The sequence below is a fragment of the Parabacteroides sp. AF19-14 genome, assembly GCF_003635485.1.
Classification (GTDB): Bacteria; Bacteroidota; Bacteroidia; order Bacteroidales; family Tannerellaceae; genus Parabacteroides; species Parabacteroides distasonis.
The window spans coordinates 241,688-258,302 of sequence record NZ_QTMJ01000005.1 but is presented as its reverse complement, the minus strand read 5'-3'; the positions used below and the strand labels follow the sequence as shown (position 1 = coordinate 258,302).

Below are 16,615 nucleotides of genomic sequence, written 5' to 3'. Positions count from 1 at the left end.
GGCTTTAGCAAAGACCACCAAATACTATATGTGCAATAAATAATACTATATCATCAACACTTGACACAAATCAATGTAAACATGCTTTAAATCATGTTTTAAATTATAAACCTCGAACGGGAATATTTCTCCCTGTACTCTGTAGGGGTATTCCCCCTACGCCGTTTGAATACCCGGTTGAAATTCGATAGATTATTAAAACCGCACCTGTAACATATTTCAGAAATACTGTCACTTGTATCGGTCAAACGGCATACCGCCTCAGCTACCCGGATCTCATTCAAGTTATCGATAAATGTCTTTCCCGTCCACTTCTTCAAGAAACGCATCAATGAGGCATCGCTCATATTTGTTAACTTAGCCACTTCCGACAAGGTGATACGTTTTTGATAATTTTCGTGTAAATATAACATGATACTATCTAAACGATCGGTATCGTTATTATTATAGTTCTTTACCGTGTTCACGGCATTCAACCGACGGGCTGCTTTATCCAAAGATAGAATCTTAAGAATCTCGACCAAACACAACAGGTTCTTGAAAGAATCCGGCTTGTTATCGTTCGACAACATTCTTAATTTATCTTGAATGCCAAGTATCATTTCCCGGCTGAAAACAAGACCACTGGAAGCGTTATCAAACATATCCTTCATGGTCTTGAAATGCCGTCTATTGATTAAGCTATCAAATAACGATTTATGAAATTGTATCGTTATCTCAAAGATCCCATTACACGGACACTTATGGTTCGAGTAAGCATGCTTCGTTCCTCCCGCGATCAACACCAAATCCAGATCATCGATTTCCTCGACCGAATCGCCAACTATCCGGATAGCACCAGCGGCATTCTCCAGATAGTTCAACTCAAATTCCATGTGTACATGTAACGGAAAATTAAACCCCGATTTCGGGCGTTGCATGACCAAGAAGCAATCTTCTGATGAAAGCGGGGTAGTTTCCTTCAATACGTCTACTTTCCCCATACACACAAAGCTTTTTTATTCGAGTATCAACGTACTGATTACCGGACAATGGTCGGATGGGAACAGGTTATTCAACGTTTCAGTCAATACACCATGACGCAATACCTTGATATTCCCTTTCACGAAGATATAATCGATCCATTCACGCTTGTCGTAAGGGATCTTTCCAAAATCATGGAATGTCCATTCCGGGCCGTAAATAAACCCTGCGATCGTGCGGGAATGAGTCAAATGACGAGGATCACTCGGATTAGTCAATACTTGTATCGGCTCATCAGAAGGCACGGCATTGAAATCGCCAGTCACGATTATAGGTAAATTCTCGGATAATTTCTTCGCTTGCTCCAGCACCAAAGAAGCTCCTTCATGACGAGCCACTTTCCCCATATGATCCAAGTGCGTATTCAAGAAGAAGAATTTCTTTCCCGTATTCTTATCTTTCAAGATCGCCCAAGTAGCTACACGCTCGCATGCGGCGTCCCAACCTTTCTTACCAATGGCATTTATATCTTCGGCTAACCAGAAATTACCGCTTTTCTCAACGGAGAAACGATCCTTACGATAGAAAATCGGAGCGTACTCCCCTTTCGTCTTGCCATCCTCACGACCAACACCCACATAAGCGTATTCCGGTAAACGATTAAGCAAATCATTCAGCTGATTATTCAAGACCTCTTGCGCACCGAACACATCTGCCTCATAGAATTTCACTAAATCAGCAGCGAAATCTCTTCTGAATTTCCATTGATTATCCTTATCACCCGAATTATCGTAACGGATGTTATAAGACATTACATTCATTTTCTCATCGTTGTTTTTAGCGAATAAGCAACCAGTGGCAAATAAAGCCACCATTAAACAAAGTAAAATTCTCTTCATGATATTGATTATTATATGTTTCTTATATGTCTCAGTATTTATCTATGGTCTTTGTTACCTCGCAAAAATAAAGTTTATCCATTTATTAAGCAAATAAGGAAGAACAAAAAAGGCCGACAGATTGCTCTGCCGGCCTTTCTTTATAGTTTATTAAACGTTCCTATTCTTCATCATCTTTGTCCATGGCATTGAAATCAACCACGTTCTTGCGATTAGCGAAGATACGATCGAACTCATCCTTTGCGCCTACGATCAGCTTATCAAACTCACGCTGACCGGTACCGGCAGGAATCAAGTGACCACAGATAACGTTCTCTTTCAAACCTTCCAAACGGTCTACCTTTCCGTTGATAGCAGCCTCGTTCAATACTTTCGTCGTCTCTTGGAAAGATGCGGCGGACATAAAGCTGTTCGTCTGCAAAGCGGCACGTGTGATACCTTGAAGGATCTGGTTGGCTGTAGCCGGAATAGCGTCACGTACCTCGACCAACTTAAGGTCACGGCGTTTCAACATACTATTCTCATCTCTCAACTTACGTGCAGTCACGATCTGTCCGGCCTGCAATGTCTGAGAATCTCCCGGATCGGTAACAACTTTCTTGCCCCAGATACGATCGTTCTCGTCCATTACCTCCAACTTATCAACAATCTGCTGCTCCAAGAAGCGAGTATCTCCCGGATCAACCACCTCTACCTTACGCATCATCTGACGAACGATAACCTCGAAGTGCTTATCGTTGATCTTCACACCCTGTAGACGGTATACATCCTGAACCTCATTCACGATATATTCCTGCACAGCCGTCGGACCTTTGATCGCCAAGATATCCGAAGGAGTGGTAGCACCGTCTGATAGCGGCATACCCGCACGGATATAGTCGTTTTCCTGAACCAATAATTGTTTAGACAGAGGAACCATATATTTCTTAACCTCACCCAACTTAGACGTTACAGTGATCTCACGGTTACCACGTTTGATCTTACCGAATCCTACCTCTCCGTCGATCTCAGATACGACAGCAGGGTTAGACGGGTTACGAGCCTCGAACAACTCGGTTACACGAGGAAGACCACCGGTGATATCACCGGCCTTACCTACGGCACGAGGGATCTTAACCAAAACCTCACCAGCTTTCACTACATCACCATTGTCTTTCACGACGTGAGCACCCAATGGCAAAGAGTAGTTCTTCAAGTAATTACCATTCTCATCCACGATATGAGCGGCCGGAGCCTTCGTCTTATCCTTAGACTCGATGATGATCTTCTCCTTCAAACCGGTAGTCTCATCACTCTCAACCTTGTAAGTTACGTTCTCTACCAAACTCTCGAACTCGATCTTACCGGAAACCTCTGATACGATTACGGCATTGAACGGGTCCCACTCGATGATCACGTCACCCTTCTTAATTGAGTCACCGTTGTTGAAGAACAACTTAGAACCATAAGGTATATTATGAGTCAACAACACGATCTTCGTGTTCGGATCAACAATGCGCATTTCAGCCAAACGGCTTACTACTACCAAATGTTTCTTTCCGCTCACCTCGTCTACCGCCTCAACAGCACGAAGCTCATCGATCTCTAAAATACCATCATATTTAGATGTAATACTATTCTCTGTTGCGATGTTGGATGCGATACCACCGACGTGGAATGTACGCAACGTCAACTGTGTACCCGGCTCACCGATAGACTGCGCGGCGATTACACCGACAACCTCACCCTTCTGAACCATGCGGTTCGTAGCCAAGTTACGTCCATAGCACTTAGCGCAGACACCCTTCTTAGACTCACAAGTCAATACGGAACGAATCTCGACGCTCTCGATCGGAGAGTCTTGGATTGCCTTAGCGGCATCCTCACGGATTTCCTCACCGGAACGAACGATAACCTCGCCCGTAATCGGATGGATCACATCGTGAACAGATACACGACCTAAGATTCTCTCATACAAGGAAGCGATCACCTCCTCGTTATTCTTCAATTCCGTACAAACCAAGCCACGCAATGTACCACAGTCTTCCTCGTTTACGATCACGTCGTGAGAGACGTCAACCAAACGACGAGTCAAGTAACCGGCATCGGCAGTCTTCAAAGCGGTATCGGCCAAACCTTTACGAGCACCGTGAGTAGAGATAAAGTACTCCAACACGGACAAACCTTCCTTAAAGTTAGAAAGGATCGGGTTCTCGATAATCTGACCACCTTCAGCACCACTCTTCTGCGGTTTCGCCATCAAACCACGCATACCGGACAACTGACGAATCTGCTCCTTAGAACCACGGGCACCGGAATCCATCATCATGTAGATTGAGTTGAATCCATCGTTATCCGCTGTCAATTGCTTAATCAAGATATTAGACAAGTTACTATTAACGTGTGTCCACGTATCGATGATCTGGTTATAACGCTCGTTGTTGGTAATGAAACCCATATTATAGTTAGCCATGATCTGCTCAACCTCATCGTATCCCTTCTGAACCAACTCATCCTTTTCAGGCGGGATCAGAACGTCCGCTAAGTTGAAGGACAAACCACCCTTGAATGCCATATAGTAACCCAAGTTCTTGATATCGTCCAAGAACTGAGCGGTACGAGCCACACCACAAGCCTTGATTACCCGACCGATGATGTCACGAAGAGACTTCTTGCCCAACACCTCGTTTACATAACCAATCTCTTTCGGAACGAACTCATTTACCATCAAACGTCCTACAGAAGTCTCTACCATCGTCTTCACCAAGTTACCGTTCGCATCCAAATCCTCCACGTAAACATGGATCGGAGCATGGATATCCAACTTCTTCTCATTGTAAGCGATCGTAGCCTCTTCCGGACCATAGAAAGTCAAACCTTCGCCTTGTGTACCCTTGCGCAACTTGGTAATATAATACAAACCAAGCACCATATCCTGAGAAGGTACGGTAATAGGAGCACCATTCGCAGGGTTCAAGATATTGTGGGAAGCCAACATCAACATTTGAGCTTCCAAAACAGCCTCATTACCTAACGGCAAGTGAACAGCCATCTGGTCACCGTCGAAGTCGGCGTTGAATGCCGTACATGCCAACGGGTGCAACTGGATAGCCTTACCCTCGATCAATTTCGGCTGGAACGCTTGGATACCCAAACGGTGCAATGTCGGGGCACGGTTCAACAATACCGGGTGGCCCTTCATTACGTACTCCAAAATATCCCAAACAACCGGTTCCTTACGGTCAACGATCTTCTTGGCGGATTTCACCGTCTTCACGATACCGCGTTCGATCAATTTACGGATAACGAAAGGCTTATAAAGCTCGGCAGCCATATTCTTCGGCAAACCGCACTCGTGCATCTTTAATTCCGGACCTACGACAATAACCGAACGAGCGGAGTAGTCAACACGCTTACCCAACAAGTTCTGACGGAAACGACCTTGTTTACCTTTCAAACTGTCGGACAAGGACTTCAACGGACGATTGGCGTCTGTCTTAACAGCGCTCGATTTACGAGAGTTGTCAAACAAAGAGTCCACGGCCTCCTGAAGCATACGTTTCTCATTACGTAAGATCACTTCCGGAGCCTTAATATCGATCAATCGTTTCAAACGGTTATTACGGATAATAACACGACGATATAAATCATTCAAGTCAGAAGTAGCGAAACGGCCACCGTCCAACGGAACCAACGGACGCAGTTCAGGAGGGATCACCGGGATCACCTTCATGATCATCCATTCCGGTTTGTTACGACCTCTGGACGCACGAAAAGACTCAACCACCTGAAGGCGTTTCAAGGCCTCGTTCTTTCTCTGTTGAGATGTGTCCGTGTTCGCACGGTGACGCAACTCATAAGAAAGAGAATCCAAGTCCAAGCGAGCCAACAGATCATAAACAGCCTCAGCGCCGATCTTAGCGATGAACTTATTCGGATCCGTATCCTCTAGCAATTGATTTTCTCTTGGAAGGCTATCCAAAATATCCAGATATTCCTCCTCAGATAATAGGTCTAACTCACCGACCGTGTCTACGCAACCCGGCTGGATCACGACGTAGCGTTCGTAATAGATGATGGAATCCAGTTTCTTGGTAGGAAGACCTAGCAAGTAACCGATTTTATTAGGCAAAGAACGGAAATACCAAATATGGGCAACAGGAACCACCAAATGGATGTGTCCCATACGTTCACGACGAACTTTCTTTTCCGTAACTTCCACTCCACAACGATCGCAGACAATACCTTTGTAACGGATACGCTTGTACTTACCGCAATGGCACTCATAGTCCTTGATCGGACCAAAGATACGCTCACAGAACAAACCGTCACGCTCAGGCTTATACGTACGATAGTTAATTGTTTCCGGTTTCAAAACCTCACCGCTGGAGTTCTCTAGGATCTCCTCAGGGGATGCCAGACCGATGGTTATTTTTGAAAAGTTACTCTTTATCTTGTTTTCTTTTCTAAAGGCCATATTATTTATTTATAAAGAGTTATCAATAGATAAAGTAGGACGGGCCGTAGCCCACCTACTTCTTTATTGTTATTGAATTAATCCAGAGTGAAACTCAAACCAAGTCCTCTCAACTCGTGCAATAATACATTCAGAGATTCAGGGATACCCGGCTGTGGCATCGGATCACCCTTCACGATCGCCTCATAAGCCTTCGAACGTCCTACAACGTCATCAGACTTAATCGTAAGAATTTCCTGAAGAACATGAGCGGCACCGAAGGCTTCCAGTGCCCAAACCTCCATCTCTCCGAAACGCTGACCACCGAACTGTGCCTTACCACCTAACGGCTGTTGCGTAATCAAAGAGTACGGACCGATTGAACGGGCATGCATCTTATCGTCAACCATGTGGCCCAACTTCAAGAAGTAAGTCACACCCACCGTAGCAGGTTGGTCGAAACGCTCACCAGTACCACCATCATACAAGTAAGACTTACCGTAGCGAGGAATACCAGCCTTGTCTGTCCATTCATTCAAATCATCCAAAGTCGCGCCATCGAAGATCGGAGTAGCGAACTTAACGTCCAACTCACGTCCGGCCCAACCCAACACGGCCTCGAAAATCTGTCCCAAGTTCATACGAGAAGGCACACCCAGCGGGTTCAAGCAGATATCCACCGGAGTACCGTCTTCCAAGAACGGCATATCCTCCTGACGAACGATCTTTGATACGATACCCTTGTTACCGTGGCGACCGGCCATCTTATCACCTACCTGAATCTTACGTTTCTTGGCGATATAAACCTTAGCCATCTGTACGATACCTGTCGGCAGCTCATCACCGATCGTCAAGTCGAACTTCTTACGTCTCAACTCAGCGTCAAGCTCCTTGTACTTCTTCAAATAATTCAAGATAACCTGCTTGATCAACTCATTCTTCTGAGCGTCTGCCGTCCACTTGCTTACTTGGATGGAGTTATAATCCAATTCTTCCAGAGATTTGCGGGTAAACTTAGCACCCTTAGCGATAATCTCCGTATTCATATAGTCTTTAACACCTTGAGAAACCTTGCCGTTTGTAAGCACTAACAACTTATCAACTAACAAAGTCTTCAAGCTAGCCATCTTTTCTTCGTATTCCTCGTCCAACTTCGGCAAGATCGCCTTATCAGTCAATCTGGATTTACGTTTCTTGACAGCCTTCGAGAACAAAGCGGTCTCAATAACCACACCACGCAAAGACGGAGTAGCCTTCAAGGAAGCATCCTTCACATCACCCGCCTTATCACCGAAGATAGCACGCAACAACTTTTCCTCCGGAGATGGATCAGACTCACCTTTCGGAGTGATCTTACCAATCAAGATATCACCCGGCTCGATACGAGCACCAACACGAACAATACCTCTCTCATCCAAATCCTTGGTAGCCTCTTCGCTGACGTTAGGGATATCGGAAGTCAATTCCTCCATACCACGCTTTGTCTCACGTACCTCAAGGATATACTCGTCAACGTGAACAGACGTAAAGAAGTCCTCGCGAACCATACGCTCGTTCAACACGATAGCATCCTCATAGTTATAACCCTTCCAAGGCATGTAAGCCACCTTCACGTTACGTCCCAAAGCAAGCTCGCCTTTCTGGGTTGAGTAACCCTCGGTAAGGATATCGCCGGCTTTCACACGTTGTCCGCGATGACAGATCGGTTTCAAATCGACCGTCGTGCTCTGGTTGGTCTTACGCCATTTCGGGATATTATATGTCTTAACCGCATCCTCGAAGCTAACGAATTCCTCGTCCTCCGTGCGGTCATATTTAATCTTGATACAAGTAGCATCAACGAACACAACCTCGCCCTCACGCTCAGCCATGATCTGAGTACGGGAGTCACGGGCAACCTGCGCCTCGATACCGGTACCAACGATCGGAGCGTCCGTTCGCAACAAAGGAACTGCCTGACGCATCATGTTAGATCCCATCAACGCACGGTTAGCGTCATCATGTTCCAAGAACGGGATCAGTGAAGCCGCGATAGAAGCGATCTGCTGCGGAGCCACGTCCATCAAGTCAATCTCAGAAGGAGGGACAACAGGGAAGTCAGCCTCGAAACGAGCCTTCACCTTATCACGAATAAACTTACCGTTATCATCCAATGGAGCGTTACCTTGAGCGATTGTCAACTCTTCCTCTTCCTCCGCCGTGTAGTATTGCAAGCCTTCCTCAGAGAAGTCGACCTTTCCATCTACCACCTTACGGTACGGAGTCGAGATGAAACCAAGATCGTTGATCTTAGCGTATACACATAAAGAAGAGATCAAACCGATGTTCGGACCTTCCGGGGTCTCAATCGGACAAAGACGACCATAGTGCGTATAGTGAACGTCACGAACCTCGAATCCGGCACGCTCTCTAGACAAACCTCCCGGACCTAGGGCTGATAAACGACGCTTGTGCGTGATCTCCGCCAACGGGTTCGTCTGGTCCATGAACTGAGACAAGGCATTCGTTCCGAAGAAAGAGTTAACCACGGAAGAAATCGTCTTCGCGTTGATCAAATCAATCGGAGTAAACACCTCATTATCGCGAACGTTCATACGTTCACGAACTGTACGTGACATACGAGCCAAACCAATACCGAACTGGTTATACAATTGCTCGCCAACCGTACGTACACGACGGTTGCTTAAGTGGTCGATATCATCCACGATAGCCTTCGAGTTGATCAACTCGATCAGGTACTTGATGATCTCGATAATATCTTCTTTAGTCAAGACCTTAACATCAGCGCTTGTAGTAAGGCCTAACTTCTTGTTGATCCTGTAACGTCCCACCTCACCCAGATCATAACGTTTCTCTGAGAAGAACAGGTTCGTGATAACCTCGCGTGCGCTAGCCTCATCAGCCGGTTCCGCATTTCTCAACTGTCTGTAGATATACAACACAGCTTCCTTCTCGGAGTTACTCGGGTCTTTCTGGAGCGTATTATATATGATAGCATAGTCGGACAGATTCTGGTCCTCACGATGCAACAAGATATTTTGCGTGCCTGAATCCAAGATAGCCTCGATATTGTCACTATCCAATACAGACTCACGGTCGATGATTACATCGTTACGTTCAATAGAAACCACCTCACCAGTATCCTCATCTACGAAATCCTCCACCCAAGTCTTCAAAACACGAGCGGCCAGCTTACGTCCGATAAACTTCTTCAGGTTTGCTTTCGTTACCTTCACCTCTTCCGCAAGGTTGAAGATTTCAAGAATATCTCTATCGCTTTCAAAACCAATAGCTCTCAAAAGAGTAGTTACAGGCAATTTCTTTTTACGGTCGATGTAAGCGTACATCACATTGTTGATGTCCGTAGCGAACTCGATCCATGACCCCTTGAACGGGATAATACGTGCGGAGTACAACTTCGTTCCGTTTGCGTGCGTGCTTTGTCCGAAGAATACGCCCGGAGAACGGTGCAGCTGAGACACGACAACACGCTCGGCGCCGTTGATCACGAAAGTACCTCTGTCCGTCATATACGGAATCGGACCTAAGTATACATCTTGGATCACCGTATCGAAGTCCTCATGATCCGGGTCCGTACAGTACAGTTTTAACTTCGCTTTTAAAGGCACGCTATAGGTTAACCCGCGAGCGATACACTCATCGATACAGTAACGAGGCGGATCTATATAGTAATCTAAGAACTCCAACACAAAATTGTTACGGGTATCCGCAATCGGGAAATTCTCGGCAAATACCTTATACAATCCCTCCTTCTTTCTCTTTTCAGGAGGAGTGTCAAGTTGAAGAAAGTCTTGGAACGACTTCAATTGAACTTCGAGAAAGTCCGGATACGGGAACTGATTCTTTATCGAAGCAAAATTAACTCTTTGGTTTTCAGCTGTTGAAGACATCTAGTAAGGAATTTATTGAACTTATTGAAATTATAGACACAAAAAGGTTAAGAGTCTTCGTAGTCGGAGACTCTTAACCAAATCACCTGGAAACCAGGTTATAAATACTATTTAAGCTCAACTTCAGCTCCAGCCTCTTCCAACTGTTTCTTCAATGCCTCAGCATCAGCTTTAGCGATACCTTCCTTGATTGCACTAGGAGCGCTATCTACCATATCCTTAGCCTCTTTCAAGCCAAGACCTGTTAATTCTTTAACTAACTTAACGATAGCTAATTTATTAGCACCAGCTGCTTTCAATACAACATCGAAAGAAGTCTTCTCTTCTGCAGCGGCAGCAGCACCACCAGCAGCAGGACCAGCAACAGCAACAGCTGCAGCAGCAGGTTCGATACCGTACTCTTCTTTAAGGATAGTAGCTAATTCGCTAACTTCTTTAACGGTCAAGTTTACTAATTGTTCTGCAAAAGCTTTCAAATCTGCCATTTTTGTATGATTTAAATGATTATTTATCTGTGTAATGTTTTAATGAAAAATTATCTTTCTTCCAAAGTCTTCAACAGACCATGGATAGTTTGTCCTGATGACTGAAGAGCAGAGATAACGTTCTTCGCCGGAGATTCCAACAATGCGATAACATCGGCAATAAGTTCGTTTTTGCTCTTGATATTTACTAATGCCTCAAGATTCTCAGCACCTACATAGAAGCTTTCTTGTACGTAAGCAGCCTTCAAAGCCGGTTTAACGACTGCACCTTTTTTAGCGTCCTTAGTAAAATCCTTAATCAGGCGAGCGGGAGCATTAGCGACTTGTGAGAACATCACAGCCGTATTGCCTTTCAAAGCTACGTTAAGATCAGAGAAGTCACCCTCAATGTTCTCCAACGCTTTCTTAAGCAAGTTATTCTTTACAACGACTAACTTAACCTCACGCTTGAAACACTCTCTTCTCAATTTGCTGGTTTTCTCAGCGTCCAACGCCTCGATATCCGTCAAATAGAAATTAGGATATTCCTTTAATGTTTCAGTTAATTGACCTATAACAGTTCCTTTATCTTCCTTTCTCATTGTTCAATTGTTTTTTAGTTTTCTTCAACTGATTTGGGGTCAATTTTAATACCCGCACTCATAGTACTAGAAAGATAAATACTCTTTATATACGCACCTTTAGCCGCAGTAGGTTTCAACTTGATCAAAGTTGAAATAAACTCCTTAGCATTGTCACGAATCTGTTCCGGAGTGAAAGACACCTTACCAACAGATGTGTGAACGATACCGCTCTTATCTACCTTAAAGTCGATCTTACCTTGCTTAACCTCCTTCACCGCATTTCCGATCTCATTGGTAACCGTACCACTCTTTGGGTTAGGCATCAAACCACGAGGGCCTAATACGCGACCAAGAGCTCCGATCTTACCCATGATAGAAGGCATAGTGATGATAACATCAATGTCAGTCCAACCGCCTTTAATCTTATTAATATACTCATCCAATCCAACATAGTCAGCTCCAGCGGCAGTAGCTTCAGCTTCCTTGTCCGGAGTACATAATGCGAGAACCCTAACCTGCTTACCAGTTCCGTGAGGCAATGAAACCACGCCTCTCACCATTTGATTGGCCTTACGGGGGTCAACACCTAAACGGACATCAACATCTACGGATGCGTCAAACTTAGTTGTAGTAATTTCCTTCACTAAAGCTGAAGCTTCTTTCAATGTATATGCTTTCCCAGCTTCAATCTTGCCCAAAGCCAACTTTTGATTCTTTGTAAGTTTACTCATCTCAATTGAAGTTTATTAATTATTACCCGGGAATGTCCCTTTAACAGTGATACCCATACTTCTGGCTGTTCCCGCAACCATTCTCATGGCTGACTCGACAGTAAAGCAGTTTAGATCGACTAATTTGTCTTCAGCGATAGCTTTCACCTGCTCCCATGTGATCTCAGCGATCTTAGCACGGTTAGGTTGAGCGGAACCGCTCTTCTTCTTAGTAGCTTCCAACAACTGGATTGCCACAGGAGGAGTTTTAACGACAAAGTCGAAAGACTTATCGGCATAGTAAGTAATTACAACAGGTAATATCTTACCAGCCTTGTCTTGGGTCTTGGCATTAAATTGCTTGCAAAACTCCATAATGTTAATACCCTTAGAACCCAAAGCAGGTCCTACTGGGGGAGAAGGGTTTGCTGCTCCTCCTTTAATCTGCAATTTGATTTGTCCAGCAACTTCTTTAGCCATTGTTTCTAAAATTTTTTAGATATATAACATCAATAACAGAAAGGTAGCACTTTTCGTAACCAGAGTACTATTCTTTCTCAACTTGCATATAACCCAACTCAAGGGGAGTCTTGCGTCCGAAGACCTTAACCATCACCTTAAGTTTCTTTTTCTCGGCGTTGACCTCTTCGATTATACCCGTGAAACCGCTGAACGGTCCAAAAGTAATCTTCACACTCTCGCCAACATAGAACTGGATATCCAGATCCTCTTGTTGTTCCTGCAACTCGTCAACCGTACCCAAAATACGATTCACTTCCGCAGGGCGTAATGGCACGGGGGTATCAGAACCACCCAAGAAACCAATCACGTTTGGAATGTTCCGCAATCGATGAGCAACCTCACCGACCAAAGCAGCCTCGACCAGCACATAACCCGGCAAGTAAGCCCTTTCTTTCATGACCTTCTTACCGTTTCGTACCGTAAAGGTTTTCTCAGTCGGAATCAAGACTTGAGATACATATTCTCCCAGATCCGTATTCTTCAGCTCAGCCTCTAGATATTCCCGTACCTTGTTCTCCTTGCCACTGATGGCACGCAGAACATAAAATTTCTTTTGGATATCAGACATACCTTAACTGATTAGAAAATTTGGTTGTAGAAGAAACGCATAACAGCCTCGAAGGCCCCGTCAACAACAAAGATCAATGCGGCGATGATAAGGGAAGCAAACATAACAACAACCGCACTATTGGAAAGCTCTGCTCTCGTAGGCCAAGAAACTTTATAAACAAGTTCGTTATAAGATTCCTTAATATAAGTAATTATCTTTTTCATCGAATCTATAGATTTTAGCACGGAAGGAGAGGCTCGAACTCCCGACACCTGGTTTTGGAGACCAGTGCTCTACCAACTGAGCTACTTCCGTAGAAATAGCCAGCCCTTAAAAAGACTGGCTATAACATTATCTAATGCTTGAATTAGTTCTCTAATTCTGTGATCTGGCCTGCACCTACTGTACGTCCACCCTCGCGGATAGCGAAACGAAGACCTACGCTACATGCTACCGGATAGATCAACTCAACCTCGATCGTTACGTTATCACCCGGCATTACCATTTCTGTTCCTTCCGGCAAAGTGATCTCACCAGTTACATCCAATGTACGGATGTAGAACTGAGGACGATATTTGTTGTGGAACGGAGTGTGACGACCACCTTCCTCTTTCTTCAAGATATAAACCTCAGCCTTGAACTTAGAATGCTCTTTAACCTGACCCGGGTGGCAGATTACCATACCACGCTTGATCTCATTCTTATCGATACCGCGAAGCAACAAACCAACGTTGTCACCAGCCTCACCTTGATCCAATAACTTACGGAACATCTCAACACCTGTAACAACAGATTTCTTACCAGCAGCGCCAAGACCGATGATCTGAACTTCCTCACCAACCTTAACAATACCTGTCTCGATACGACCTGTAGCAACAGTACCACGACCCGTGATTGAGAATACGTCCTCAACCGGCATCAAGAACGGCTTGTCGATTTCACGCGGAGGCAGAGGAATCCAAGTATCACAAGCTTCCATCAACTCCATTACTTTATCTTCCCATTGAGGATCACCGTTCAATGCACCAAGAGCAGAACCACGGATGATCGGAGTGTTGTCACCGTCGAATTGATAGAATGAAAGCAACTCTCTCATCTCCATCTCAACCAATTCCAACATTTCCTCGTCGTCAACCATGTCACACTTGTTCATGAATACAACCAATCTCGGAACGTTTACCTGACGAGCCAAAAGGATGTGCTCGCGAGTTTGAGGCATAGGACCATCAGTAGCAGCAACTACGATGATAGCACCGTCCATCTGAGCAGCACCAGTTACCATGTTCTTTACGTAGTCGGCGTGACCCGGACAGTCTACGTGAGCATAGTGACGGTTTGCAGTCTGATACTCTACGTGAGAAGTGTTGATTGTGATACCTCTCTCTTTTTCTTCAGGAGCGTTGTCGATAGAATCGAATGAACGCAACTCTGAAAGACCTTTCTTTGCCAATACTGTTGTGATAGCAGCTGTCAAAGTTGTTTTACCGTGGTCAACGTGACCAATCGTACCAATGTTCACATGTGGTTTCGATCTGTCAAATTTCTCTTTTGCCATAACTTAATTGTTCTTTATTTGATTAATGATCATGTTCAATTTTCAATTGAGCCGGTGCCGAGACTTGAACTCGGGACCTCTTCCTTACCAAGGAAGTGCTCTACCGCTGAGCTACACAGGCAACTTATAAGAGCGGAAGACGGGGCTCAAACCCGCGACCCTCAGCTTGGAAGGCTAATGCTCTATCAACTGAGCTACTTCCGCAAGACCGAATGAACCAACCAATTCTCTCCTTTGTTTCATTCGTGTGGGCAGTGATGGATTCGAACCACCGAAGGCGAAAGCCAGCTGAGTTACAGTCAGCCCCATTTGGCCACTCTGGTAACTGCCCATTCCAATACATTCTTTTGAGCCTCTTGTCGGATTCGAACCAACGACCCCGAGATTACAAATCACGTGCTCTGGCCAACTGAGCTAAAGAGGCGATACTTCTAAAAGCAGCCGTTTCGTCACCACGGCGAAACGGCTGCAAATTTAGATATTATTTCTTACATACCAAATTTATCTACCGTTTTTTTTATTTGGCTCTGATTTTTTCTTTGAATTTAACCAGTTGCTTCTCCAAAGCCTCAACACAATCGTCTATCGCCCCTTCGAAAGTATCGTTTATTTTATCAGCGAAACATTCCCCGTTCTTCACGGACAACATTATACTGGCCTGCTTGTTCTTCACCGTCTCAGGCTTAACCACCTTCAATGTAACCTCTGCCAATATAATACCATCGAAGTATTGCTCCAATTTAGAAACTTTCTTCTGAATAAACGCCTCCAACTGTGCAGTTGCGTCGAAATGAATTGCTTGAATTCTAACGTCCATAATAACCTCCTTCTTTTTTTGCTCTTGGATGAGCATGATACACTTTTTTTAATTCCTCAAAGGTTGTATGCGTGTAAACACTGGTAGACGCTAAACTGCTATGACCTAATAAATCTTTCACAGCGTTCAGCTCGGCTCCGTTGTTTAACATACTCGTTGCAAATGAATGTCGTAACACGTGTGGACTTCGTTTCGCCAGCATGGGTATCTCCGACAATTGCTTTTTTACTATATTATAAACAATCCCCGTCGACAACTGGTTCCCGTTCTTTCGAACGAAAAACCATTCACCGGCTGCCTCAACCTCACGATCACGGACTTCCGTGTATGCAAGCATTAAGTTTTTTAAACCCTCCGCAAAAGGAATCAACCGCTGCTTGTTCCGCTTTCCGGTTACCTTGACCTGCATCGCCTCATAATCCACATCCACGTTTCGTATGCCGATTAACTCTGAGCGGCGCATCCCGGTATCGTATAGCATCTCAATGACCAACCGATTCCTCACACCTTCAAAATCCTCATCAAATCCGTCCCCGTCCAACAACGCCTCCAACTCGCTATCCTTAATAAAATAAGGTAAGGGTTTCTTCGTTTTCGGACCGTTCACCAATCTCAACGGATTCGCGGAGACAATGCCCCGTTTCATGAGAAACTTAAAAAAAGATTTCAAAGAACTTAATTTCCGGTTTACCGATACGGGAGAAAGCTTCTCGTCCATCAAACTGACGATCCAGCTTCTCACGAAATCCGAGTCGATTTCCCCGGGGTCGAATACACCTTCTCGATGCTCTCTTACATACCTCTGGAATTGGTCCAAATCTTTCGAATAGGCACCAATCGTATAATTGGAATAGTTCCGCTCATACCGGAGATAGTTTAGAAAGTCATCGATCAGCATATTCTCGTTGCATCAACATTCATGCAACGAAAATAGGAATAAGAATTCAATAAAACAAGCCCGGAAGCTATAATTATTCTTCTACTTGTTGCAAATGCTGTACGTAGATAGCACGCATAGTCTGCTTTCTCTTCGTAACAGACGGTTTCTCGAAAGCCTGACGGCCTCTCAATTCCTTGACTACACCTGTTTTCTCGAACTTTCTCTTGAATTTCTTAAGCGCCTTCTCGATGTTTTCGCCTTCTTTTAATGGAACTACGATCATAATTTAAATTGTTATATTGTTTAATTATTTATATCCTCAAAT

General features: G+C 44.6%; 14 protein-coding genes and 5 tRNA genes. All 19 read right to left on the bottom strand.

Annotation, left to right across the window (positions count from 1 at the left end):
- Positions 1–98: 98 nt before the first annotated feature.
- The 19 genes from DWX33_RS07550 to rpsU all read right to left on the bottom strand — a co-directional run bounded on the left by DWX33_RS07550 (position 99) and on the right by rpsU (position 16,573).
- On the bottom strand, positions 99–983 hold the full coding sequence (locus DWX33_RS07550) for an AraC family transcriptional regulator (RefSeq protein ID WP_122380128.1): 885 nt from the start codon (positions 981–983) through the stop codon (positions 99–101).
- A 15-nt stretch (positions 984–998) separates the two neighbouring features.
- Positions 999–1,862 carry an endonuclease/exonuclease/phosphatase family protein gene (locus DWX33_RS07545; protein WP_005854223.1) on the bottom strand — a complete coding sequence of 288 codons (864 nt, stop codon included), beginning with the start codon at positions 1,860–1,862 and terminating at the stop codon, positions 999–1,001.
- 160 nt (positions 1,863–2,022) lie between these two features.
- Positions 2,023–6,318 carry a DNA-directed RNA polymerase subunit beta' gene (gene rpoC, locus DWX33_RS07540; RefSeq protein WP_008779989.1) on the bottom strand — a complete coding sequence of 1,432 codons (4,296 nt, stop codon included), beginning with the start codon at positions 6,316–6,318 and terminating at the stop codon, positions 2,023–2,025.
- Between the two features lie 77 nt (positions 6,319–6,395).
- Positions 6,396–10,208 (bottom strand): DNA-directed RNA polymerase subunit beta, encoded by a 3,813-nt coding sequence (gene rpoB, locus DWX33_RS07535; protein ID WP_122380127.1) that lies wholly within the window; start codon positions 10,206–10,208, stop codon positions 6,396–6,398.
- A 107-nt stretch (positions 10,209–10,315) separates the two neighbouring features.
- Positions 10,316–10,693, bottom strand: a complete 378-nt coding sequence (rplL, locus tag DWX33_RS07530) for a 50S ribosomal protein L7/L12 (protein WP_005854220.1) — start codon at positions 10,691–10,693, stop codon at positions 10,316–10,318.
- A gap of 50 nt (positions 10,694–10,743) precedes the next feature.
- Positions 10,744–11,274: a 50S ribosomal protein L10 gene (gene rplJ, locus DWX33_RS07525; RefSeq protein WP_057328200.1), complete on the bottom strand. Its 531-nt coding sequence runs from the start codon at positions 11,272–11,274 to the stop codon at positions 10,744–10,746.
- Positions 11,275–11,288: 14 nt separating this feature from the next.
- The gene (gene rplA / locus DWX33_RS07520; protein ID WP_005854218.1) at positions 11,289–11,987 is read right to left on the bottom strand and encodes a 50S ribosomal protein L1; all 699 of its coding nucleotides are present in this window, start codon (positions 11,985–11,987) and stop codon (positions 11,289–11,291) included.
- Between the two features lie 15 nt (positions 11,988–12,002).
- A complete protein-coding gene (gene rplK / locus DWX33_RS07515) occupies positions 12,003–12,446 on the bottom strand; it encodes a 50S ribosomal protein L11 (RefSeq protein ID WP_005867244.1) in 444 nt (147 codons plus the stop codon).
- Positions 12,447–12,513: 67 nt separating this feature from the next.
- Positions 12,514–13,056 carry a transcription termination/antitermination protein NusG gene (nusG, locus tag DWX33_RS07510; protein WP_005854213.1) on the bottom strand — a complete coding sequence of 181 codons (543 nt, stop codon included), beginning with the start codon at positions 13,054–13,056 and terminating at the stop codon, positions 12,514–12,516.
- An 11-nt stretch (positions 13,057–13,067) separates the two neighbouring features.
- Complete coding sequence (secE, locus tag DWX33_RS07505; protein ID WP_005854211.1) at positions 13,068–13,262, bottom strand: preprotein translocase subunit SecE; 195 nt, start codon at positions 13,260–13,262, stop codon at positions 13,068–13,070.
- A gap of 18 nt (positions 13,263–13,280) precedes the next feature.
- A tRNA-Trp gene (locus DWX33_RS07500) sits at positions 13,281–13,353 on the bottom strand.
- Positions 13,354–13,405: 52 nt separating this feature from the next.
- Positions 13,406–14,593 carry an elongation factor Tu gene (gene tuf, locus DWX33_RS07495; protein WP_048927526.1) on the bottom strand — a complete coding sequence of 396 codons (1,188 nt, stop codon included), beginning with the start codon at positions 14,591–14,593 and terminating at the stop codon, positions 13,406–13,408.
- 49 nt (positions 14,594–14,642) lie between these two features.
- A tRNA-Thr gene (locus tag DWX33_RS07490) sits at positions 14,643–14,714 on the bottom strand.
- 10 nt (positions 14,715–14,724) lie between these two features.
- Positions 14,725–14,797 (bottom strand) — tRNA-Gly (locus DWX33_RS07485).
- Between the two features lie 44 nt (positions 14,798–14,841).
- A tRNA-Tyr gene (locus DWX33_RS07480) sits at positions 14,842–14,924 on the bottom strand.
- A gap of 19 nt (positions 14,925–14,943) precedes the next feature.
- Positions 14,944–15,017: transfer RNA gene (locus DWX33_RS07475), tRNA-Thr, on the bottom strand.
- 93 nt (positions 15,018–15,110) lie between these two features.
- Complete coding sequence (gene hpf, locus DWX33_RS07470; RefSeq protein ID WP_008778704.1) at positions 15,111–15,410, bottom strand: ribosome hibernation-promoting factor, HPF/YfiA family; 300 nt, start codon at positions 15,408–15,410, stop codon at positions 15,111–15,113.
- On the bottom strand, positions 15,400–16,308 hold the full coding sequence (locus tag DWX33_RS07465) for a tyrosine-type recombinase/integrase (protein ID WP_121961750.1): 909 nt from the start codon (positions 16,306–16,308) through the stop codon (positions 15,400–15,402). The genes hpf and DWX33_RS07465 overlap by 11 nt, the downstream gene beginning before the upstream one ends.
- A 73-nt stretch (positions 16,309–16,381) precedes the next feature.
- The gene (gene rpsU / locus DWX33_RS07460) at positions 16,382–16,573 is read right to left on the bottom strand and encodes a 30S ribosomal protein S21 (RefSeq protein ID WP_005854174.1); all 192 of its coding nucleotides are present in this window, start codon (positions 16,571–16,573) and stop codon (positions 16,382–16,384) included.
- Positions 16,574–16,615 lie beyond the last annotated feature (42 nt).